Origin of the sequence: Deinococcus sp. AJ005, assembly GCF_009017495.1 — a bacterium.
Taxonomy (GTDB): Bacteria; Deinococcota; Deinococci; order Deinococcales; family Deinococcaceae; genus Deinococcus.
Genome location: NZ_CP044990.1, coordinates 383,663 through 405,571 on the forward strand (window position 1 = coordinate 383,663; position 21,909 = coordinate 405,571).

A 21,909-nucleotide genomic window follows, 5' to 3' on the forward strand; every position below is an offset into this window, starting at 1 on the left:
AACAAAGTTTTCCGGCGAGTCCTGCTCGGCGTGTGCCCCGATCCGCGAAGGCATGATCAGATACGATCACATAGATGGTTGCTTATGATCGAATCAGATGCTAAAGTTTTCGCAACCGATCAGTTCAAGCATTCAAATCCTTCCTCTTTGAATGGCCTTCTCCCTGGCCAGGGGTGCCCTATGCAGTCAGACCGCATCAACAAAATCCAACATCACCTTTACAGCGCGGGCTTTGCCAACGTGCAGGAACTGGCCGAGGCGACAGGTGCGTCCATCGTGACCATCCGGCGCGATCTCCAGCGGCTGGAAGAAAACGGCATCGTCACGCGCACCCACGGCGGCGCGCGGCTGGCCGAGGCAGCAGGACCGGAAATGGCCTTCCAGTCCCGTGTACAGGAAAATCTGGAAGCCAAGAGGGCCATCGGCGAGGTGGCCTACGGGCTGCTCAAGCCGCACACCACCGTTTTCCTGGACGCAGGCACCACCGTCTTGCAGCTCGCGCGGCGGCTGCGGGTCGAGCCACTCCCGCTGACCATCTTCACCAACGGGCTGGCCGTCGCGCAGGACCTCGTGAACGTGGAGGGCCTGAGCGTCAACCTGCTGGGCGGCCAACTGCGCAACGAGAACCTGAGCATGGTGGGTCCCTACGCCGAGCGGCTGCTGGGCGAGTTCTGGTTCGATCAACTGTACCTCGGCACCAGCGCCGTGCGCGGCGACGCCCAGATGTACACCCTGAATCCCGCCGAGGCCAGCCTGAACCGGGCCATGATCGCCCGCACCTCGCAGACCATCCTGCTGGCCGATGCCAGCAAGTTCGAGAGCAGCGCGCCCTACGCGGTGGCCCCCATTTCCGACATTCAGACCGTCATCACCGACACCGGGCTGGACGCAGCCTGGAAGGCCCGTCTGGCCAAACTCAAGATCGACACCACCCTCGTTTCCCTTGGGAGAAAATGATGAAAAATACAGTGAAAGCCGCCGCCAAACGCACTGCCATGACCCTGGCCCTCACCCTCCTGACCGTCGGGCTGGCCCAGAGCGCCAGCAAGGGCGGCGTGCCCGAAACCAGCGTGGCGCAGGCGGTCAAGCGCACCATCACGCTGGGCGGTGACCTGAAGCAGTGGGACGGTCTGCCGCAGTACAAGGTGATCCTCAGCAACGGCGTGCCCAGCGTGCCCGTCAGCAACAGCGGCTATTACAGCGTGGCTTACGACGCCCAGAACCTGTACGTGCTGGGCGTCTTCGATCAGCCCAAGGACACGGTGAAGGCTGTTCTGAAAACCGATGCGGGCGAGTGGTGGAACGACGACGTGATGGAACTGTTCATCCGCACGCAGCCCTTCGTGAGCGCGCCGCAGGAGGCCCACTTTTCCATCAACCCGGCAGGGACGCGCTTTAAGGCGTACAACGCCACCACCGACTACAAGAGCGTGGGCCGCATCGAGGACAAGCGCTGGGTGCTGGAGCTGGCCATTCCGCTGAACACCGCCATTCTGCCCGCTGTGAAAGCGGGGGATGTCTGGGCGCTGAAGGTGGGCCGCGAACACCAGAAGGCCGCCGAATACCCGATCTGGCCAGTGGGCGGCGATTTCAACTCGCCCAACAATTACGGCTATCTGGCCTTTACCGAGAAGCCCGCCGAACCCAGCGCCCTGGCCACCGCCGTGACCGAGAAGCTGGGCAAGTCCCCGGCGGGAACGCCACTGGAAAGCCGCCTGTCGGACATCGGCTCGTATGGGGTGTATTACGGCAAGAAGGCCGCCGACGTGCAGAAGCTGCTGAACTACGACCTGGCCATCGTGCAGCCCGGCACCGTGACTGCCGCGCAACTCAAGATGCTGCACGACAACGGCACCCGCGTCGTCGCGTACATGACCATCGGCGAACTGGACCGCAACAGCGCCGCCGCGCCCACGGTGGACCCGAGCTGGATTCTGGGCGAGAACAAGAACTGGGGGTCCAAATTCATCGACGCCTCGCAGCCCGGCTGGCAGAAGATCGTGGCGGATCAGGCCGCAAGCCTGAAGAAGCAGGGCTTCGACGGCTTCTTCCTGGACACGCTGGACACCGCCGACGTGTACCCCAAAGTCGCGCCGGGGCTGGTCAAGATCGTGCAGGATCTGCGCGCCGCCTACCCTGACGCCGTGATCGTGCAAAACCGGGGATTTGCGCTGCTCAACCAGACCGCGCCCAGCATCGACGCGGTGATGTTCGAGAATTTTTCCAGCATGTACAGCTTCGACAAGAAGACCTACGGCAGCGTCAACGGTGATCCCAGCTTCGTCGAGTCGCTGTCAAAGCGCGGCCTGACGGTGCTGACGATGGATTACGCCCTACCGGGCCAGCAGGATCTGATCACCCGTGACTACCAGCGGGCCAAGTCGTTTGGCTTCGTGCCCTTCGTATCCACCATCGGACTGGATCAGATCTACGAGGCCAACCCTTGAGGTCTGCACGTCGCCCGTCTGTCGGGCAGACCGTCGCCAAGCCCTGAGTTTTTTAAGAAAGGAGGTCTAGATGCAAAACGCCGCTCCACTCGCCACCCTGGCCGCCCGCAAGCGGCGTGCCTCGCCCATGCGGCGGCAGGAAACGCTGCTGGCCGCGCTGCTGATCCTGCCCAGCACCCTGGGAATTCTGGCCTTCGCGGTGCTGCCCATCGCGGCCTCGCTGGGCATCTCGCTCACCGACTGGGGCGGCCTGAGCAAACCCAACTTCGTGGGCCTCCAGAACTACGCCACCGCGCTGCAAGACCCCCGCGCCACCTCGGCCCTGGCGCACACGCTGATCTATGTGCTGCTGGCAGTTCCCACCGGACTGGCGATCTCGCTGACGCTGGCGGTGTGGATCAACAACCTCAAGGCGGGCTGGCTGCGAACCGTGTTCCGTACGGTGTATTACCTGCCGATGGTCACGATTGGCGTGGCGGTGGCGCTGCTGTGGCAGGTGCTGCTGGCCCCACAGGGACTGGTCAACCTGATCCTGGGCTGGCTGGGTGTCCACGGTCCCAACTGGCTGGGTTCGCCGTCCTGGGTGCTGCCCGCCGTGGCCGTGTTCAGCGTCTGGCAGGGTTCGGGGCAGGGAATCATCCTGTTTCTGGCCTCGCTGGCGAGCGTGCCGAAGGATCTCTATGAGGCGGCGCAACTGGACGGCGCGAAACCCTTTGAAGCCTTCCGCTACATCACGTTGCCCATGATCAGCCCCACCGTCTTCCTGGTGCTGGTGCTGAGCCTGATCGGGGCCTTGCAGGTGTTCGAGGCTGTGCTGGTCCTGTCCAACGGTGGCCCCGGCGACAGCAGCACCACGGTGGCGCTTTACATCTACAAGACGGCGTTTACCTTCTTCAAGATGGGCTACGCCTCCGCGCTGGCCTGGCTGCTGGCCATCATCCTGATCGGCCTGATGGTGGTCCAGTGGCGTAACCAGAGCAAGTGGGTGAACTATGACCAGGTCTGAACCACTCCCGGAAGTCATGACCCGCCGCGACGCCTCGAATAAGGCGCGGGCACGGGGATCGCAGGCGGCGTTAGTGGGTCTGTTGACGCTGGGATCTATCGCCATCCTGTTGCCCTTCGCGTGGATGATCCTGACCGCTTTCAAGACCCCCGCCGAGGCGTATACCTGGCCGCCAGTGTGGCTGCCGGCCAAATGGAGTCTGGCCAACTTCACGCAACTGTTCGACACCATTCCCTTTGCCCGGATGTTCTTTAACAGTGTCTGGACCAGCGTGCTGATCGCCAGCCTGAACATCCTGTCTGCCGCGCCTGCCGCCTACGCCTTTGCTCGGCTGCGCTTTCCGGGGCAGGGGCTGTGGTTCGGCTCGCATCTGCTGTCGCTGATGATTCCCTGGCAGGTCACGATCATCCCGGTCTTCCTGCTGGTGCGTTACCTGGGCTGGTACGACAGCTTCACAGCCCTGATCGTGCCCAGCATCGCCAGCGGCTTCACCGTATTCCTGCTGTTCCAGTTCTTCCGCTCGCTGCCCCGTTCGCTGGAAGAAAGCGTGCTGATCGACGGCGGCTCGTGGTTCACGGCGCTGCGGCATGTGGCGCTGCCTGCGGCCAAGGGCGCAATCGCGGCGGCGTGGCTGTTCTCCTTCCTGGGCAACTGGCAGTCGTTCATCTGGCCGCTGATCGTGTTGCAGAGCAGCGAGAAGATGCTGCTGCCAGTGGGGCTGCTGAGCCTGCAAAACCAGTACTCGGTGAACATCCCGGTGCTGATGGCAGGAGCCACGCTATCCACGCTGCCCACCGTCATCGCCTACATGTTCGTCCAGCGCTACCTGACCGATGCCGCGATTACCAGCGGCCTGAAAGGGTAATCCAATCATGCCAACTCCCGCCACATCAACTCCCGTTTCCAGCGTCCGAACTCTTTCCCGCCCTCTCACCCATTCTGGAGGAACCACCATGAAAAAAGCCTTTCTTCTTCTCGCTGCCCTGAGCCTGACCGGCGCAGCCTCCGCCGCCACCACCATCAACTACGCCACCTGGGACGGTACCCGCCAGAAGGCCGACGAGGCCTTGATCGCCGCCTTCAACAAGTCGCACCCTGACATCGTGGTGAAGTACAACCTTGTTCCCTGGGGCGTGTACTGGCAGAAAGCCGCCGCGATGGTGGCCGGGGGCAGCACCTACGACGTGATGTGGATGAACCTGGACAACTTCCCCTTTTACCAGTCGCAGGGCGCACTTGCACCGATCAAGCTGGACACCAAGACCACGGCGGAGTTGCCCAAGGTCCGCACCGCTCCGTATCAGGTAGACAACCAACTCTACGGCGTGCCGCTGGGGCCGCAGCCGGTCACGGTGTACATCAACCGCGCGCTGTTCAAGGAACGCGGCGTGCCGATTCCTACTGCGAGCTGGACCTTTGACCAGATGGTGGCGGCGGCCAAGAAACTAACCTTTACCAAGGACGGCAAGCAGATTTACGGCATCAACGGCGCGGACCTCCAGTCGGATCTGGAATACGGCATGAGCTTTTACTACGGCGCAGGCGGCACGGGCCTGATCAAGAAGACCGGCAACAGCTACACGGCCAGCCTGGACGCCACCTTTGCCAAGACCTCGCAGAAGCTGCTGGACCTGATCTACAAGGATAAGGTGGCCCCCGGTCCACAGGCCGCCAGCCAGCAGGGCTACCAGATGTTCCTGGCCGGACAGATGGGCATTCTGGTGCAGGGCAGTTGGATGGTCAGCACCTGGGACCAGAACAAGGACCTGGACTGGGCCTTTGCGCCGTTCCCCAGCGTGGACGGCAAGCAGCCGCGCCCGGTGGTCAGCGCCCACGCACTGGTGATCCCCACAGGCAGCAAGAACAAGGAGGCCGCCCAGACCCTGATCACCTGGATGAACACCAGCCCCCAGGCCAACCGGTTGCTGGCGCAGGACGGCCTGCTGCCCACGCTGGCCGAGAACTACAAGAGCCAATACCTCCAGGCGCTGCCTGGCCGCAACGCCCAGACCGTCTTCGCGCAGCTTCCCAACTCGGTGGTTATCAACGCCAGCCTGCGCAACGTGAAAGTGCTGCCGGAAGTGCTGACGGTGCTGAGCCAGAAGATGAACCTGGCCTGGACCGGCAACGCCAAACTGCCCGACGCGATCAAGCAGGCGACGGGCGAGATGGATACCCTGCTGAAAACGGCCAAATAATGACTGGGCGGGCCGGGACCAGTCACCCAAAGGCCAGTCATCCAGAACAGTGGGTGCTGGGCCTGGACGGCGGCGGCAGCAAGACCGCGCTGGCCTATGTCAGCGGCGCGGGGGAGGTGGTGGGGCCGTTTTACGCTCCCGGCATCAACCCCTTCGACCGCCCGGACTGGGAGGCCGTCATGCGTGCTTTTCTGAGCGCCCATCCAGCCCCCGGCCCGCTGGTCCGCGCCTCTCTGGGTCTGCCCGGTTACGGCGAGTCTCCGGCCTTCAGCGCCCGGCAGGCGGGTGTGTGCGCCGACCTGCTCGGCCCCTGCCCGCACAGCGTCATGAACGACGTGGAGGCCGCCTTCGTGGGGGCCTTCGCGGGCGGACCGGGCGCGCTGCTGCTGGCCGGAACCGGCTCGATGGTCTGGGCTGAGGACTGCTCACCACAAGGCGGCGCGCGCCAGATTCGCACCGGCGGCTGGGGTGAGGGCTTCGGCGACGAGGGCAGCGCGTACTGGATCGGGCGGCGGGCGCTGGGTCTGGCCAGTCAGTCGTTGGACGGCAGGCATACCGACGCCGATTTCGCGCAGGCGCTGCTGACCCCCGTGCTGGACGGACCCCCCACCCAGACGGACCTGCTGATGTGGTACTACGGGCAGACACATGTCCGCTCCGCCGTGGCCAAGCTGGCCCGCTCGGTGGATGAGCTGGCCGATGCGGGGCAGCCCACCGCCCGCACCATTTTGCTGGAAGCTTCAAAACTTCTCGCCCAGCACGTCATGGCCGCCCGCCGTCAGCTTGGCCAACCCGATCTACCCTGGAGCTACGCGGGCAGTGTGCTGGGCAGCCGCACCGTCCTGGGCGCGCTGACGACGCTGCTGGGCACGCCTCAACCCCCCGCGCTGCCCCCACTGGGCGGCGCACTGTTTCACGCCGCCTCCCGCGCCGGATTCACCACCGATACCGACTGGCAGACACGGGTCCGTGCGACCCTGCTTCCCACCTCAACCCCTCAACCTCTTCTTCAGGAGCAAGCATGAATCCCACCACCCGCAGCATCCAGGAACAGTTTCCCCTGTGGAGGCAGGCGGCCCAGACCGACCTGCCCGCCCTCAACCGTGAAGAGACGCATGTGCTGATCGGCTGCGGCACCTCGTACTACCTGGCCCAGAGCGTGGCCGCCGCGCTGAACGAGGCGGGCTTTCAGGCCCTGGCCGTGCCCGGCGGCGAGTGGTTGCACCGCCCGCAGTCTTACCTTCCAGCAGGAACGCGCCCGCACGTGCTGGCCTTCTCACGCAGCGGCGAGTCCACCGAAACCGTGCAGGCCGCCGTCCATAGCCGCAAGGATGGTCTGCACGTCACCGCCCTGACCTGCGAATCGGGCAGCAGTCTGGCAAAGAACGCCGACACCGTGCTGTACGCCCCCACCCACCCCGAGGAGGGCATCGTGATGACCGCTTCGGCCAGCCTGATGCTGCTGCTGGGGCTGCGGCTGGCCGGACTGGAAATGACCGGGGACAAGATCACTGCCTCCGAACACCTGCTGCACGAGGCGCGCGAAGGGTTTGCCGCCGCCATCGCCGGACGCTCGCATTTCGTCTTCCTGGGGGCGGGTTCCCTGTACGGCGTCGCGCAGGAGGGGGCACTGAAGCTTCAGGAAATGAGCCTGACCTACACCCAGGCCTACCATCCGATGGAGTACCGCCACGGCCCGATCAGTCTGGTGGACGAGCGCACCGCCGCCGTCTTGCTGTACCACTCTGGTTCGGCAGCCGAGGAAGGCAGACTGGCACGTGACCTGATGGGCAAGGGCGCGAAGGTCATCGGCTTTGGCGGACCCGGCGACGTGAGTTTTGAGCTGACAGGCGATGCCAGTACCCGCGCCCTGGGGGTGCTGCCCGCGCTCCAGATGCTGGGCGAATGCGTGGCGCAGGCCAAGGGGCTGGATACCCTGACCCCCCGCTGGCTGACCAAAGTGGTGACCCTCGCGTGACCGTGGCGGCTCCTCAAACCTCTGCCGACATCATCCGCGCCGCCCGCGCCGGGGGCTACGCGCTGGCGGCCTTCAACGCCGTGAATCTGGAAACCGCACAGGCCATCGTGCGGGCGGCTGAGGCCCAACGCGCGCCTGTGATCCTTCAGTTTTCCCAGAACGCCGCCCGGCACGGCGGGCTGGCGCAACTGGCCGCGCTGGGCCTGAGCCTCAAGGCGGAGGCACGGGTGCCCGTCGTGCTGCACTTTGACCACGCCGAGGATGAAGGTGCGGCACTCAAAGCCCTGAAACTGGGGTTTGACGGCGTGATGCTGGAGGGTGACGATCCAGCCACCCTGCAACATCTGGCTGACGCAGCCCACGACTCGGGCGGTTACTTGGAGGCCGAGTACGAGGTGGTGGTCAAGGGCGAGCGCAGCGGTGAGAGGCACGACGATCCGGCTCATCTGGCTGAATTCATCGGGGGCAGCGGCTGCGACATTCTGGCCGTGGACATCGGCAGCGCCCACAAGCAGGAGAGCAAGAACGCCCATCTGGATTTTGATCGGTTGGCCCGGCTGGCTGAACTGACGTCTCTGCCGCTGGTGCTGCATGGGGCCAGCAGCGTGCCAGTAGACGATCTGGCGCGGGCCGCTACGCTGGGCGTGGCCAAGATCAACCTCGCCACCGATCTGACGCTGGCGTTCACCACAGCCGTGAAGGAGTCGCTGAACGCCGGGGCGAAAGACCCACGCCAGTATCTGGGCGCCGGGCGCGACGCCATGCAGGCCCGCGCCGAGACGTATATCCGCGCGCTGGGCGGAGCGGGCCGGGCATGACCCGGGACCAGACATGCCGGAACCAGACATGATCGTCGCGCTGACGCCCAACCTCAGCCTGGACCGGACCATGACCCTGGACCGTTCCCTCGTTCCGGGCCAGCTTCACCGCGTCACGGGGCTGACGGTGGCAGCGGGGGGCAAGGGCGTCAACCTGGCGCGGGCGGTGCGGGCGTTTGGCGGCGCAAGCTGCGTGGCGGGCGTGGTAGGGGGCTTTAACGGGCAGCACTTCCGCGCCCTGCTGGAAGCCGAAGGTCTGGAGAACGTGCTGGAAGACGGCGAGGGGGAGACCCGTGAATGTCAGGCATTGCTGAGCGGCGGTGATCCTGGTGAGCGCGGCCACCCCACCGAGATCAACGAGGCTGGCCCCCCGTATCAACCCGGAGCCGTGGCCCGCCTGCTTTCTCACCTGCCGCAGGGTCAAGTGGTGGTCTGCGGCAGCCTCGCGCCGAACACGCCAGGAACGGCATTTCTGGACATGCTGCGCGGCCTGGACAGGCCAGTGGTGGACAGCAGCGGCGCGGGTCTGGAAGCCGCCGTGCAGGCCGGGGCCAGCCTGATCAAGCCCAACGAACATGAACTGGAAGCGCTCACGGGTAGCGCCGCGCTGGATTCCGCCCGTGAGCTGTACCGCCGCAGCGGCGTTCAGGTGTTGCTGACACGGGGGGCACACGGCGCGGCGTTCGTCGGTGAAGAAGTCTGGGAAGTCGAGGCCCCCCAGATCGAGGTCAAGAATCCAGTCGGCAGCGGCGACACCCTGCTGGGCACCTTCCTGTGGGCACGGCAGGGTGGCCAGTCCATCCCCGACGCCCTGCGGCTGGCCGTCGCGGCAGGCAGTGCCAACGCGATGCTGGGCGGCCCCCTCAAATTCCGCGCGGACGTGGCGCGCGAGTTGATGATGCGGACCCGGCTGCTGACTCCAGCCTGAACCCGAATGTCATGCTGTCCGGCCAGAGAACGCCGCTTCCCCTGAACCCATCGCCCGCCTTGGCCTGTGGTGAGCCGGGCTGATTTTCCCTCCTGGAGTTGTGCTGCATGACCAAGATCGCCATTATCGGTGCCGGAAGCGCCGTCTTTGCCCAGCAGATGATCACCGACGTCCTCTCCATCGACGGCCTGGAGGCAGGCGAATTCGGCCTGATCGACATCGACCCGCTGCGACTCGCTCAGGCCCATGAACTTGCTGAACTGACCGTGGCCCGCAGCGGTAAGCCGTTCACGGTCACGTCCTCCACAGACCGCCTGACCACGCTGCCCGGCACCGATTTCGTGATCAACACCATCGAGGTCTCGGGACTGGGCAACGTCCGGCACGACTACGACATTCCCATGAAGTACGGCGTGGACCAGTGTATCGGCGACACCACCGGCCCCGGCGGCGTGATGAAGTTCCTGCGGACGGCCCCCGCGTGGCTGGACATTCTGCGCGACATCGAGCGGCTGGCTTCCGGAGCTGTGGTGATGAACTACACCAACCCGATGAGCGCCCTGGTGCTGCTGTCGGCGCGGGGGTCAAACCTCAAGGTATACGGCCTGTGCCACTCCATCCAGAACACCCTGGCCGAGCTGGCCGGGTACCTGGACCTGCCCATGAGCGAACTCACCTACCGCTGCGCTGGGGTCAACCATCTGTCCTGGTTCACCGAGCTGAGTTGGAAGGGAAAGGACCTGATGCTCAAATTGCGTGCGGCGATGCTGAAACCTGCAATCTATGAACAGGACATCATCCGTTTCGAGATGCTCAGGCATTTCGGGGCCTTCCCCACAGAGTCCAGTGGGCATTTCTCGGAGTACGTGCCGTATTTTCGCAAGCGCCCCGATCTGCTGGCGCAGTTCACCCGGCCAGCCTACAAGGGCGAGAGCGGCTTTTACGCCCACAACTGGCCGCAGTGGCGGCAAGAACACGCCGCGCGGGTCGCCGATCTGATCGCCCGCGAGAAGGCTGGGGAGGCCGCCATTGACATGACACGCAGCCCGGAGTTCGCCTCCAACATCATCGAGGGTATGGTACTGAACCGGCCCCAGCAGATCACCTGCAACCTGCCCAACATGGCGGACGGAGCTGTGCTGAACGGGACTGTGCTGAATGGGACTGTGCTGATCGACAACCTGCCGCCCGACGGCGTGGTGGAGGTGGGCTGCACGGTGGACGGCGGCGGTATTCACCCGCAGCCCTACGGACGGCTGCCCGAGGCGCTGGCCGCGCTGGACCGCTCCCACATGGCGGTTCACAGCCTGCTGGCCGATTCTGTGCTGTACCGGGACCGCGAACTGGCGGTGCAGGCGCTGATGCTGGATCCGCTGACCGCCGCCGTCTGCTCGTTGGACGAGATCCGGGCCATGTTTGCCGAACTGGTGGAGGCCGAACACGCCGATCTGCCCGAATACCTGCGCGAGACGGTGAACGCGTGAGTGGTCCAGTGATAGGTGGGCCAGTCAGGGGAGAGCCAGTCACCCTGCTGATCTTGGGCGCGGGCAGCCGGGGGCAGACCTATGCCGACTACGCCTTACACCATCCGGCAGAGGGCGTGGTGGTGGCGGTGGCCGAGCCGGATCCGGTGCGCCGCGCCGCCTTCGCCGAACGTCATCACTTACCGCCCGAACAGGTTTTTACCGACTGGCGCACGGCTTTAAAGCATCCAAAACTAGCTGACGTGGCTGTGATCGCCACCCAGGACGCCGATCATGTCGCCCCAGTGGAGGCCGCCGCCGCCCTCGGCTATCACCTGCTGCTGGAAAAGCCGATGGCCCCCGACGAGGAAGGTTGCCGCCGGATCGTCACGGCAGCCGAACATCACGGCGTCATGCTGGGCGTCTGCCACGTCCTGCGTTACACCGCCTACACCCAGGCCCTGAAAGCTGTGCTGGACGCTGGAACCATCGGCGAGATCGTCAGCGTGGAGCATCTGGAGCCGGTGGGGTACTGGCATCAGGCGCATTCGTTTGTGCGCGGCCACTGGCGCAACTCGCAGGAAAGCAGCCCGATGCTGCTGGCCAAGTCGTGCCACGATCTGGACTGGCTGCGGTACATCGTCGGCCTGCCGTGTCAGCGCGTTTCGTCTTTCGGCAGCCTGAAGCACTTCCGCCGCGAGGCCCAGCCGCCCGGTGCGGCGGACCGTTGTCTGGACTGCCCGCCTGAGATCGAAAACGCCTGTCCGTACTCGGCCAAACGCTACTACCTGGGGCAACTGGAGGCTGGAAATACCGACTGGCCGCTGAATGTCATCACCGCCGACCTCACCCTTGGGGGCGTGACGGCGGCGCTGCGGGACGGTCCCTATGGGCTTTGCGTCTACGCCTGCGACAACGATGTGGTGGACCATCAGGTCGTGGGCTTCGAGTTCCCCGGCGGCGTGACAGCCAGCTTCACCATGACCGCTTTCACCCGCGCGCGTGGCCGCGAGACCCGGATCTTCGGCACGCGTGGCGAACTGTACGGCGACAGTCAGAGTATCGAGGTCTACGACTTTCTGACGGGCAAGACTGCTGTGCTGGACACCGCCATCGCCTCGGACGGCAGTATCCTGTCGGGGCATGGCGGCGGGGACGACGGGCTGATGGCGGCGTTTCTGGCCGCAGTGGGCCAGCACGATCCTGGCCTGATCCTGAGTGGTCCACAGGAAACGTTGGAAAGTCACCTGATGGTCTTTGCGGCGGAGCGGGCGCGGCAGTCGGGGCAGGTGGTCAATGTGAACGCGGCGGAACACCGTGGCGGGCCGCTTCACGCCATCATCCCGGACTGACCGCAGACTCGGGGACGAAGTCGAGGAAGAAGAGAGGTCCGCGCGCCCGCCCGCTCTGAAGCCGTTGAGCTGGCCGGGCAGACGGCGATGCTCTAAGAGTTCTGGGTGACGGCCAGCCAGCGTGTAAGGCCGGCCGACAAACGCTCCCTTGACCCAGGCTGGGCACGGCTTTGAAGTCAGTCCACACCACGTGACTACGAACGTGGGATATTCAACGCCACATGGAGACTGTCCTGTGGAGTCACTTTGCTGGCGGGCACCGACGCGACATCTACCGTGAACCGCAGGTCCGAAATGCCCTCCGGCAGTGCAGTAGAGAGGCAGGGGACATCTTCCGGCGCCATCAGCCGCAGGTTCCTGGCGGCCAGCCGCGTGTCAAACCCGGTCGACAGCGCACGGACCAGGGTTTTCCCCAGGGCCATCGCAACGTTGCAGTCAAACCTCTTCAGCATCTCCCGGTCATGGAGCAGTCTGGCCCGCACATCCTGAATCAGTTCGCCCAGGGTTACCTCCGTCCTGGACGGCTGCAGCTTCAGCGAGAGGATGGTGACGTCGCCGCCGTCAAAGGGCAAGCGCAACTGTTTCAGGGAGAAATTGTGTTGCCGGCCCTTTCCCACGGTGCACTTCACTTCGGCGTGCTTGCCGTCGACACCGAAGCTGTATGTGTTTTCCGGGTGGTCTCGCCAGACCTGGACCGCCTGGGCAGTGTCAGTCGCGCGCGCGATGATAAAAACCTCCGCCCACAGCTCTGGGGACGCGAGGCGGGGTTCCCGGTTCAGGTAGGCCAATACATAGGCGATGTGCCGGGTCATCTCTGCGACGTCATGTGTTGTGGCGTCATCAGGCAGGGCCAGTACCGCTCCCCCGACAACGTTCAGAAAGTACGCGTGGATTCCAGCGTCGTCTCCGCGGCAGCGCACCACCAGAAACTTGTGCTGGTCGCGTGTGCCATCTGCGTGGGTGATGTTGCACAGGACGTCATGTTCAACGCCCAGATGCGGCACTCCGAAGTGAAATATCGGATTGCCCGTGGCCTGCAGCAGGACTGCGGGTGCTCCCTGTCCGTCGATGGCCAGATGGTGCTGGGGGCGTCCGGGGAAAGGACGCACGCTGAAGGCCCGCAGCCCCTCTGGCTGCGGGCCTTCTTTCTGGAGCTGGGTGAACGTTTCGAGGATGGGGGTGAACGGGTTGCCCACGGGCTTGCGCACGCGGGTCTTCGCTGGCGTGGCGTTGTGCTGGAAGGTGGTACTGGGGTTGGATGGGGGCTTCACAAGTTTAATCCTGGCACGGGTCTTTTCAAGGCAATATTTTGATGTTGCCGCGCATAAAGGTGGACCCGGGGCCCGTTGCTGGCGGGTGGTGATCCTGATAGGCCCCGTTATGGTGCCTAGACCTCGCCCGCCCGGACGTGACGCAGCCTCAATTCAACTGGACGTAGCGGCTCTGAGCCACAATGGGCCATGAAGCGCCACTTTTGACCGACGCCACGCTGCTGAGCCGGGCGCTGGGCTGGCTCAGGAAACAGTCCGGCTGGGACGCGAGACTGGATGGAGTGTTCAGCGGACAGGCAGTGGTGGGGCGTCGCGGCTGGAACTGCTCGGCCCACTGGAGGTGCATCACGCTGCGGGTCACCTGCGATTTCCGCTACGCCGGTCTGCCGAACTGCTGACCTATCTCGCCCTGTATGGTCCCGCCACGCGTCAGCAGTTGCTGGCGGCGCTGTGGGAGGGCGCCCCAGATTCAAAGATGGTGGACCTGTTCAAAAAAACTCTCCGGGGTCTGTGTGAAACCTTGCGGCTTCTGCTCCCCGCTGGCACAGCCCCAGTGTTGATCGAGAACGGGAAACATACGCTGCACCCCCTGCTGGATGTCACCGCTGCGTGGCTGCCCAGCGATCTGTTCCCGGCGCCAGCGGTGCGGCGTGGCGGGCCTGTTGAGGTACGCGGGGCTTTTCTAGCCGACGCCCAGGGACCGTGGGTAGATGACGTGCGGGCGGGTGTCCAGCAGCGTCTGTGCGCTGAACTCGAGCGGCGCGCGGCGGACCACGATGCGTCAGTCCTGAACGCGTTGCGGGTTGCGCGCGGTCTGAACTGAAGCTGGCCACCATGGCGGCGCGGTGCATCAGCCTGAGAACGAACAGCGATGTCTGGGGCAGACGTTGCGGGTATAAGAGCCGCGCGCTTATGCTGACGCCAGCCGGGTGTCCCGGGGACCGACGGACAAGATCCAGTGCAGTTTACCGTTGACCAGGAGCGGATACCTGGCGGCAGCCCCGTGTTCCTCGCTCAGCGCCACGACCTCCCGCGCTGCGTCTTGGGCGTCGGCGATCATGGCCGCCAGATCCGGGCGCATGTCCAGGCCATCTTCCTGTTCAGAGTGGGGGGGTGGTCATCCCCGGAAAATTGCCAGGGCGGCCAACACGTGCTGGAAACGCGCTTTTTGCAGACCTCGACACCGGCAGTTCCTTAATCCGAAGGCCCGGACTCTCTGTGACCCAGCCTGAAGGCAGATCGGCCTTATCCCAAATGTTTGGATGCCGTGAACCTTCTGTCATTGCCCAGGGACTACCCTGCCCTATGTCTCCTAGCGTCCCGCACGCCACCGTGCACCCGTTTGACCGGGTGGAGGACATCATGTTCAGCCTTGACGCGAACGAGCGTCTGACCTTCGTGAACGCCTTTGCCCTGAAGGCGTGGGGAAAAGAGCGTCACGAACTGCTGGGACGGACCTACGAGGACGCCCTGCCGACGAAGGCCATGCCTGAAGTCATGACTGCTTTCAGGCACGTCCTGAACACCCAGCAACGGACAGAACTGGAAGTGTTCGGTGATCGCCACCAGGGGTGGATCGGCCTCATCGTCTACCCGGACGACGGCGGTCTGACCGTTCATGTCCGGCGGCTGCCCAGAAGCGCCGGGAATCCCACGTCCACTGACTTCGATGCGCTGACCGGTTGCCTGACCCGCACCGCTTTCATGCAGGCGCAGCGCACCCTGAGCTTTCCAAACATTCTGGCTGTCATCGACCTCAACCTGCTGAAGAGCGTCAACACCCTGCGCGGACACAGCGGAGGAGACGCGTACATTCGGGCCGTTGCGCACGCCCTGCGCGAGGCTCTGCCCGCAGAGGCCCTGATCTGCCGCTGGGGCGGGGACGAGTTCGTGATCCTCACTCCCGGCCCTAACCAGCAGGCGCTTCGGGATCTGCTGGGTGAGACGAACAGAGCGCTCCCTGGTCCGATGCAAGGCGTAGAAGCGTTCACCGCCGGCATGGCCGTCTGGGAAGTCAAAACGGCTTATGAGCGCGCCTTCGCCATCGCTGACGAACACCTGCAACTCCAGAAAGAACAGTTCAGGGAGGCCACCCCTGGAGAACACGAAATCGACGCCCTCGTGACCTTCTCCCAGGAACTCGAGGCCTTCCGAGACCCGGGTGATCTGATCCAGCATGCCTTGAACCGACTGCTGGGCGTGTTCGACGTTGATCAGGCTGCCTACGCCACCATAGATGGAAACGAAGCCTTCTTCTCCCATCAGGCCCGCAGAGAGGGCGTCCCACTTGCCCAACCGGGCCTGAATGTCCGCATGGCCCTCGCCGGGACCGGCATGATCGACACGGCTCACCGCACGCGGACCACGGTGTGGAGTACCGACTACCCGAGCATCTCGAACAGCATGTCGGTCATGGTTGAACAGGGTGTCAAGAGTGCCATTGTCACGCCTGTTCTCAGTCAGGGGCAGGTGACCGCCGCCATTGTCCTGCGCACTGTGAACCGCTGGCAGACGATCACGCCGCAGATGCGCAAGATCATGGAACTCACCGCGCTGCGTCTGGAACACGCCCTTGAACTCCGCCGCGCAGTGGGTGAAGTCCGCTCCACCCTGGAAGCGGGCATGCTGACCCTCGGCATCGTCCTTGAAGCCAGGGATTTCGAAACCAGTGGCCATACCCACCGCGTTGCCACCATGGCCGAGCGGCTTGGCGAGGACCTCGGCCTGAACACCGCTGATCTCCACCATCTGCGGCAAGGTGCCTACCTGCATGACCTCGGCAAACTCTGCGTCCCGGATGAGATCCTCAGGAAACCGGGCCGTCTCACGCCGCAGGAATGGAGCGTCATGCAGAGCCATGTGGTCAAGGGGCACGAGCTTGCCACACGGATCGCTGGACTCGCTGTGGAAACGCTTCAGGTCATCCGTTCACACCATGAACGCTGGGACGGCGGCGGATACCCGGACGGTCTGGTGGGGACCGCTATTCCCCTGAATGCGCGGATCTTTGCCGTCTGTGACGTGTACGACGCGCTGATTAGTGAACGTCCATATAAGCATGCCTGGAGTCACGAGGACGCCCTGTCAGAGATCAGGGGGCAGTCTGGGCGGCAGTTTGATCCAGCTATCACCCGTGCGTTTCTGAGCCTGATGCAGCGGTCCGGAGACCATGGATCGCCACCGGGAGACGGCCAGATCAAGCTCTTCCGTTCATCCCCGCCTTTTCCCCAACCAGATACTGACTATGCTGACCGGCCTGAAGCTCTCTGACGCGCAGCCCCGGCTTCGCAGCAGCCGCGCCAGCAAGTCGAACCTAGGGGTCTCCTCGTCCGTGTCGCGCACCTGACCGGTACATCTCCACGTCAACGGGGCTGAATCAGTCGCCCAGGGACCGTGGGCAGATAATGTGCGGGCGGGTGTGCAGGAGCGGCTGTACGCTGAACTCGAGCGACGCGTGGCAGACCACGATCCGTCGGTCCTGAACGCACTGCGCGGCGCGCGCGATCTGAACTGAAGCCAACCTGTCAGGTTGCGCCTCAGTTGGAAAACCAGGAAGGATCAGCGGTCACTTGGCGCAGGCCATGCGCGCTTCAGCGCACTGGCAAATCTGCAACCCGTGGCGCCGGACGCCGTCTACCCGGCGGTGGGTGCTCTGGGGTGTGGTGCCCGTGATTTCTAAGACCTTTTATTCGACGTCTGCGCGCCAGGGCCAGACACTTTGGGCAATGCCCAACACGCATCGCGGTGGGCACCGTCAGTGACTACATCCTGCCCCTGATCGTTGCTCAGCCCCGATCATGGATTATGGTTGGCATCTGTGGCGGACGAGATCAATGGTGTTGAAAGTCCCGAAGCTTTCTTGCACCTGGGCGGGCGTGCCAGTCCTGAAATGGTTCCCGCAGAGGCGTAGCCAGAAGAGTCTGAAGGCACAACGGTGCCGCAGCGGTGCTGAGAGGAAGAGGTATGGACCCTGAAACAATGGCCCCCATCACCATGAGGGAAGAAGCCACTCCAGACAGCAAGCCGGCCATCCGATTGCGGGTGTGGGCCTGGGCCACAGCGGTGATCACCGGCATGCTGATGCCTGTGGCCCTGACGTCCTGGCCCTTTGCCGCCGGCATGCTGGCCCTGGGGACTCTGGCCCTGGCGGTCTACCTTCTCGCCGAGGCTCCGCTCAGGCACTGGCGTCCCGAGACAGACAACGTCCCAGGCTGGAAACTCAGGCCGCTGCTCCCCCGGATGAATGGCCTGATCGCCGCAGCCCTGATGCTGGTGGCGGCGCCCGTGATTCTCCCGTGGGTTGGCCCATTTGAGTGGCTCAGGAACGTGGTCCTGACGGCAGTGATCGCCGTGATCCTGATGCGTCCCTGCAACGAGATGAACGCCGCACTGGCACTCACGGGGGCCGCGCTCGCCGGCGTCACGATGAGCGGGCTGTTACCCGTTGCGGTGATCTATCTGGGGTACGTGGCCGTGGCGCTGGGCCTGATCACGAGCGGCGCGTTTTATCTCTTCAGAGGGTACCCCCTCCCCGGGTGGCTGAGGCCGCTGAGTTTCCCCCTGGTCCAGGGCTTGATCGCAGTGACCGGACTGGGACTGGTCTTTGGTGGCCTGGGTGCCCCACAGTCGGTGGATGCAGGGACGCTGCAGACGCTGCGGGGAAGTTTTCCGCTGTTTGCCCTCCTGGTCCTGATCAGAACCGCCCTGGCCTGGTCTGGCATCAGCCGGGCATCGCTGGGACGGCCTTTGGAGCGGCCCCCCGAAGGCGCGTCCGCTCCCATCACCACCCAGGCTGCGGCGCGGGTCTGGAGCCTGAACCGGCAGAGGCAGCGCCTGAAACAGACCATCAAACAGATCGAGAACAGCCCGGCTTCAAAGCTCGTGCCAAGCGAAAGCGGGCACCTGAGTGAGCGCGCCCGCGCGGCGCTGGCCGAGGTGGGCCGCCGCGAAGACGAGGCCCGGCTCAGGCAGGCCCATGAGGAGATGGAGACGCTTGGACGGGCCATTCAGGATGAATACCACCTGCTCGGCCTGCCCAGCGAGGCGCAGACTGTGACCCGGTGGCCAACCTCTGTGCCGCCGGAACCACATCCCCTGGTCACCGCACCGCTAGAAACTGTGCCGGACCCCAGGGGGCAGCCAGTGGACGCCGAGCAACACCTCCGCGCAGATCCAGGCGACCCGCCCAGCCGCGACACTTGAATTCCCGGACAGGCCCGTACACCTGCGCGGTACGTCCTCATGTCATCACAGCGTTGAGCACCGTCACTCCTCAGCGGTAGGTGAACGTCCGCGTCGTTGCCTTTCTGGAAAACGGGTCGCCGTCCATAGTCCGGGTCTCCTTGCGCGTCCGCCAGTTGCCGTACTAGTCCAGATCACCGTAGGTCAAGTCTGTCCGGGAGGTGACGTTCAGATCGAAATTCTTCTTGAAAATCTTCGCCGTGATGGTGCAGATCGTTCCCTGGCATTCGCGCACAGTCACGGCGCTCTGCTCCTCGCCACGGGCATTCGGTGCGTTGAATTCCTCGGTGGTCATGCTGGTCCCGCACTGTCATAGATGAGCGCCTCAAGAACCTGGCAGTCGGGGCCGAGCTGATGCACCAGGCTCCCCGCATTTTTCAGTCCTGACCGCGACCAATTCCAGTCTTGCTGCTTGACGAAGCAACTGCCCTTGTACTGATACTCGGTCTCGTCGTCGGACTGGGAGATGATGCGCGTGACCTGGCCGGCAGCGTTGAAAGTGAATTTCTGGGTGTCGGTGCCTTCTTCATCCACGGGGTCCTCGCCCGTCTCCATGGTCATGGTCTGGACCAAGAACCTTCAGGTGACGGAAGGGAGCGTTGGGATCGGTGGTCTGGTCGATCTCTGTGGAGGCGGCGCCACACAGGGCAAGCAGGACAAGGGAGGAGCGCAGGATTCGGGGCGAGCTGGGCATCACGGCGCAATATTATTTGAAGGCGTCTGTCCTTAACCTGACCGAAGGGCTGCTCAGCAGGCGTGTGCTCGTGTCATTCACGCCCCGGCTGATGGCACTGTGCGCTACGATCAGATTGATTGGCTTTCTGCTCTTGGGTATCGCCTCACCCATGTGGGTTGCACGGCAACATCGGCGTCAGCGCCCGGACGGCAAAGTGTTGTGCTGAGACTGTCTGGCCTGCTCTGGAGGAAATCTAAGCACATGAACACCAGCTACGACACCATCATCATCGGCGGGGGAATGGCCGGGATCGCCGGGGCACATGAGCTGGCGCGGCGCGGTCAACAGGTGCTGTTGCTCGAGCAGTTCGCGTTCGGCCACGAGCGCGGCGGCAGCGCCGGGCCGTCGCGCATTTTCCGGCTGTCTCAAACCGTGCGTGAGTACGCCCCCATGGCGGCCCGCGCCCTGACGCTCTGGAAGCAGTTTCAGACCGACTACGCCACCCAACTGTACTGGCCTGCGGGCCTGCTCGATCTGGGAGACGCCCAGACCCCCATGCTGGCGGAGATCCAGACCCACCTGCGCGAGGGCGGGCAGGATTTCGAGGTTCTTGATGCCCTGGAACTGGCCCGGCGTTATCCACAGTGGCGGCCCGGCGACGACTGGCAGGCGGTGTACAGCCCGGAGGCAGGCATCCTGAATCCCAGCCTGACCCTGGAACTGCTCACCGCCATGGCGGGTGTGCTGGGAGCGACGTTGCTGGACCGAACCCCCGTGCTGGGCGTTGACCTGAGCGATCCCGCCGCGCCCACCGTTCACACCGCGCGCGGAACCTTCAGCGCCGGGCGGCTGGTGGTGGCCGCCGGCGCCTGGCTTCCAGGGCTGGTGCCTGACCTGGCCCCGTCGCTTCGGGTCACCCAGGAACAGGTGGTCTACTTCCGCCCCACGCAGCCAGAGGCATTTGTGTTGGGCCGCTTTCCGCTGTTCATTCACCACCAGCTTCCTGAGGCCTACGGCTTTCCGCTGTTTCACCTGCCCGGCGTTAAGGTCGGCCTGCACACCAGCGGCCCGCAGGTGGACCCCGACACCCGTGATGGGCTGCCGCAGCCCGAACTCACCGAGGTGATGCGGGCCTTTCTCGAAGACCACCTGCCCGGCGCGGCGGGGCCGGTCATGCAGGTCAAGACGTGCCTGTACACCACCACCCGCTCCGGCGACTTCATCTACGACACCCATCCCGACTCTGCACGGGTGCTGCTGGTGTCGGCGTGTTCGGGCGTGGGTTTCAAGTTCCTGCCAGTTCACGGCGAGATCATCGCCGACTGGGCGGCTGGGCAGCGTCACCCGCTGCTGACCCGGCGTTTCGGGCTGACAGAGGCGGCGCCGCCCTTCGCTTCTTCGGGCTGATTCTGACTGACTTCCTCAGGTCTTTAAAAAGGCTGTCGAGTCGAAGGGCGCCGCCGTGTTGGCATGACGCCACCAGATCACCTCGATCAGCTTCTGGCGTTGGCATTCAGTGCATCCAACCAGTGCTGGGCTTCGGCGCTCAGCGTGGGTAAGGTGGGCGGCATGCCACAGTCCAGGCCAGCCATTTCTCGCAGTCGGCCTGATCTTTTCATAGGCTTCGCCGCCAGTGAGGAAGAACCCGGCCTAGGCTGAAGCGCGGTGATCAGGCCGGACTGGGTTTCCCTGGGGACGCAGAACAACGTGTTCGTGTTCTCTGAGCAGATTGCGTATGGCCTGTTCCTGGCGGAGATAGTTTTCCAGGACCAGTTTGCGGCGGTGGGGATCTTCGGTCACTTCCAACTGGCGCGTATTGTCAATTTTGAGGACTTTGTACGGCTGGCCGAGGCGTTGCAGAACGCGGATGGCGCAGCGGAACCGGTACACGCTCTGCTCGTCGGCCGGAGAGCTGACCAGAAGCTCGGCGAAATCGACGACGCGTCCAAGCAGGCCAAAGCGGCGGTGGCAGACGGTGCCAACAGCACTGACGTGGTGAATCACACGGGTCTGTTTGCCGCAGCCGGCGCAGCGAAAGTCCAATTTCATTTCAGGTTGCACGTCAATACCCCTCTATTTGTGGTTTTTTCCGATGCTGGGCGTCGTTCTTCCGACTTCCTGCACGTGAAGCACAGGTCCCTCAAGTTGCCACGGTAACACCAGATTCTGGTGTGGGAGGAAGAGGTGATTCCGACTGTGGAGTCTCTCCGATTCAGCCCCGCAAATAGCCGCCGCTGACCTGGTGGATATGGCGCTGTGGCGTGGACAAAGGCGCGACGAGGTTTAGTCCGCCTTCTGCTGCCTGTATTCAGCGCCCTACAAAACACAGTGGCGCGGTCCCCTGCTGAACTACCCCCGACTGGATGGTGGTGGGATCTGGCGCCAGTTATTTGCTCCTGGCACCAGACCCCACCACTGGTTGCCCACCGCTGTTTTTCAGGGATTACTTCTGTCCTGGTGTTCCGCAACACGGTTATTTATCGGCAAGATAAGAGCGCTGGAGCTGATGCGAGACGCGACGATGGCCCGGA

20 protein-coding genes are annotated in these 21,909 nt (G+C 64.1%); 17 read left to right on the forward strand and 3 right to left on the reverse strand.

Going from position 1 to position 21,909, the window contains the following annotated elements; genetic code table 11:
- The first annotated feature begins 180 nt into the window (after positions 1-180).
- The 11 genes from DAAJ005_RS03920 to DAAJ005_RS03970 all read left to right on the forward strand — a co-directional run bounded on the left by DAAJ005_RS03920 (position 181) and on the right by DAAJ005_RS03970 (position 12,190).
- Positions 181-957: a DeoR/GlpR family DNA-binding transcription regulator gene (locus DAAJ005_RS03920; RefSeq protein ID WP_151845970.1), complete on the forward strand. Its 777-nt coding sequence runs from the start codon at positions 181-183 to the stop codon at positions 955-957.
- A complete protein-coding gene (locus DAAJ005_RS03925; RefSeq protein WP_192930854.1) occupies positions 957-2,447 on the forward strand; it encodes an endo alpha-1,4 polygalactosaminidase in 1,491 nt (496 codons plus the stop codon). Before DAAJ005_RS03920 ends, DAAJ005_RS03925 begins: the two co-directional genes overlap by 1 nt.
- Positions 2,448-2,517: 70 nt before the next feature.
- Complete coding sequence (locus tag DAAJ005_RS03930; protein ID WP_151845972.1) at positions 2,518-3,453, forward strand: carbohydrate ABC transporter permease; 936 nt, start codon at positions 2,518-2,520, stop codon at positions 3,451-3,453.
- Positions 3,440-4,318, forward strand: a complete 879-nt coding sequence (locus DAAJ005_RS03935) for a carbohydrate ABC transporter permease (RefSeq protein WP_151845973.1) — start codon at positions 3,440-3,442, stop codon at positions 4,316-4,318. Before DAAJ005_RS03930 ends, DAAJ005_RS03935 begins: the two co-directional genes overlap by 14 nt.
- A gap of 88 nt (positions 4,319-4,406) precedes the next feature.
- Positions 4,407-5,651 (forward strand): sugar ABC transporter substrate-binding protein, encoded by a 1,245-nt coding sequence (locus DAAJ005_RS03940; RefSeq protein ID WP_192930855.1) that lies wholly within the window; start codon positions 4,407-4,409, stop codon positions 5,649-5,651.
- On the forward strand, positions 5,651-6,676 hold the full coding sequence (locus DAAJ005_RS03945) for an N-acetylglucosamine kinase (protein ID WP_151845975.1): 1,026 nt from the start codon (positions 5,651-5,653) through the stop codon (positions 6,674-6,676). Before DAAJ005_RS03940 ends, DAAJ005_RS03945 begins: the two co-directional genes overlap by 1 nt.
- The gene (locus tag DAAJ005_RS03950) at positions 6,673-7,629 is read left to right on the forward strand and encodes an SIS domain-containing protein (protein ID WP_151845976.1); all 957 of its coding nucleotides are present in this window, start codon (positions 6,673-6,675) and stop codon (positions 7,627-7,629) included. Before DAAJ005_RS03945 ends, DAAJ005_RS03950 begins: the two co-directional genes overlap by 4 nt.
- Complete coding sequence (locus DAAJ005_RS03955) at positions 7,626-8,447, forward strand: class II fructose-bisphosphate aldolase (protein WP_192930856.1); 822 nt, start codon at positions 7,626-7,628, stop codon at positions 8,445-8,447. The genes DAAJ005_RS03950 and DAAJ005_RS03955 overlap by 4 nt, the downstream gene beginning before the upstream one ends.
- Positions 8,448-8,460: 13 nt before the next feature.
- Positions 8,461-9,375 (forward strand): 1-phosphofructokinase family hexose kinase, encoded by a 915-nt coding sequence (locus DAAJ005_RS03960; RefSeq protein ID WP_151845978.1) that lies wholly within the window; start codon positions 8,461-8,463, stop codon positions 9,373-9,375.
- 107 nt (positions 9,376-9,482) lie between these two features.
- Positions 9,483-10,859 (forward strand): alpha-glucosidase/alpha-galactosidase, encoded by a 1,377-nt coding sequence (locus tag DAAJ005_RS03965; RefSeq protein ID WP_151845979.1) that lies wholly within the window; start codon positions 9,483-9,485, stop codon positions 10,857-10,859.
- Positions 10,856-12,190 (forward strand): Gfo/Idh/MocA family protein, encoded by a 1,335-nt coding sequence (locus DAAJ005_RS03970; protein ID WP_226342559.1) that lies wholly within the window; start codon positions 10,856-10,858, stop codon positions 12,188-12,190. Before DAAJ005_RS03965 ends, DAAJ005_RS03970 begins: the two co-directional genes overlap by 4 nt.
- 194 nt (positions 12,191-12,384) lie before the next feature.
- On the opposite strand, the gene DAAJ005_RS03975 is transcribed toward DAAJ005_RS03970, so the two are convergent.
- Entirely contained in the window at positions 12,385-13,461 is a 1,077-nt protein-coding gene (locus DAAJ005_RS03975; protein WP_192930857.1) for a PD-(D/E)XK motif protein, read from the reverse strand.
- Between the two features lie 203 nt (positions 13,462-13,664).
- On the opposite strand from DAAJ005_RS03975, the gene DAAJ005_RS03980 reads away from it, so the two are divergent.
- From DAAJ005_RS03980 to DAAJ005_RS03995, 4 genes are all read left to right on the forward strand, one after another.
- Positions 13,665-13,859, forward strand: coding sequence for a hypothetical protein (locus DAAJ005_RS03980; protein ID WP_151845981.1), 195 nt, complete (start codon positions 13,665-13,667; stop codon positions 13,857-13,859).
- 122 nt (positions 13,860-13,981) lie between these two features.
- Positions 13,982-14,284, forward strand: coding sequence for a hypothetical protein (locus tag DAAJ005_RS03985; RefSeq protein WP_151845982.1), 303 nt, complete (start codon positions 13,982-13,984; stop codon positions 14,282-14,284).
- 482 nt (positions 14,285-14,766) lie between these two features.
- Positions 14,767-16,731, forward strand: coding sequence for an HD domain-containing phosphohydrolase (locus DAAJ005_RS03990; RefSeq protein ID WP_192930858.1), 1,965 nt, complete (start codon positions 14,767-14,769; stop codon positions 16,729-16,731).
- 693 nt (positions 16,732-17,424) lie between these two features.
- Positions 17,425-18,663 carry a hypothetical protein gene (locus DAAJ005_RS03995; protein WP_151845984.1) on the forward strand — a complete coding sequence of 413 codons (1,239 nt, stop codon included), beginning with the start codon at positions 17,425-17,427 and terminating at the stop codon, positions 18,661-18,663.
- 163 nt (positions 18,664-18,826) lie between these two features.
- Here DAAJ005_RS03995 and DAAJ005_RS18860 read toward each other — a convergent pair whose 3' ends face one another.
- Both DAAJ005_RS18860 and DAAJ005_RS04000 read right to left on the reverse strand, forming a co-directional pair.
- Positions 18,827-18,997 carry a hypothetical protein gene (locus tag DAAJ005_RS18860; protein ID WP_192930859.1) on the reverse strand — a complete coding sequence of 57 codons (171 nt, stop codon included), beginning with the start codon at positions 18,995-18,997 and terminating at the stop codon, positions 18,827-18,829.
- The gene (locus DAAJ005_RS04000; protein WP_151845985.1) at positions 18,994-19,263 is read right to left on the reverse strand and encodes a hypothetical protein; all 270 of its coding nucleotides are present in this window, start codon (positions 19,261-19,263) and stop codon (positions 18,994-18,996) included. Before DAAJ005_RS04000 ends, DAAJ005_RS18860 begins: the two co-directional genes overlap by 4 nt.
- A 376-nt stretch (positions 19,264-19,639) precedes the next feature.
- Between DAAJ005_RS04000 and solA the strand changes: the two genes are divergently transcribed.
- Both solA and DAAJ005_RS04010 read left to right on the forward strand, forming a co-directional pair.
- Positions 19,640-20,785, forward strand: coding sequence for an N-methyl-L-tryptophan oxidase (solA, locus tag DAAJ005_RS04005; RefSeq protein ID WP_151845986.1), 1,146 nt, complete (start codon positions 19,640-19,642; stop codon positions 20,783-20,785).
- A 258-nt stretch (positions 20,786-21,043) separates the two neighbouring features.
- Entirely contained in the window at positions 21,044-21,535 is a 492-nt protein-coding gene (locus DAAJ005_RS04010) for a hypothetical protein (protein ID WP_151845987.1), read from the forward strand.
- Positions 21,536-21,909 lie beyond the last annotated feature (374 nt).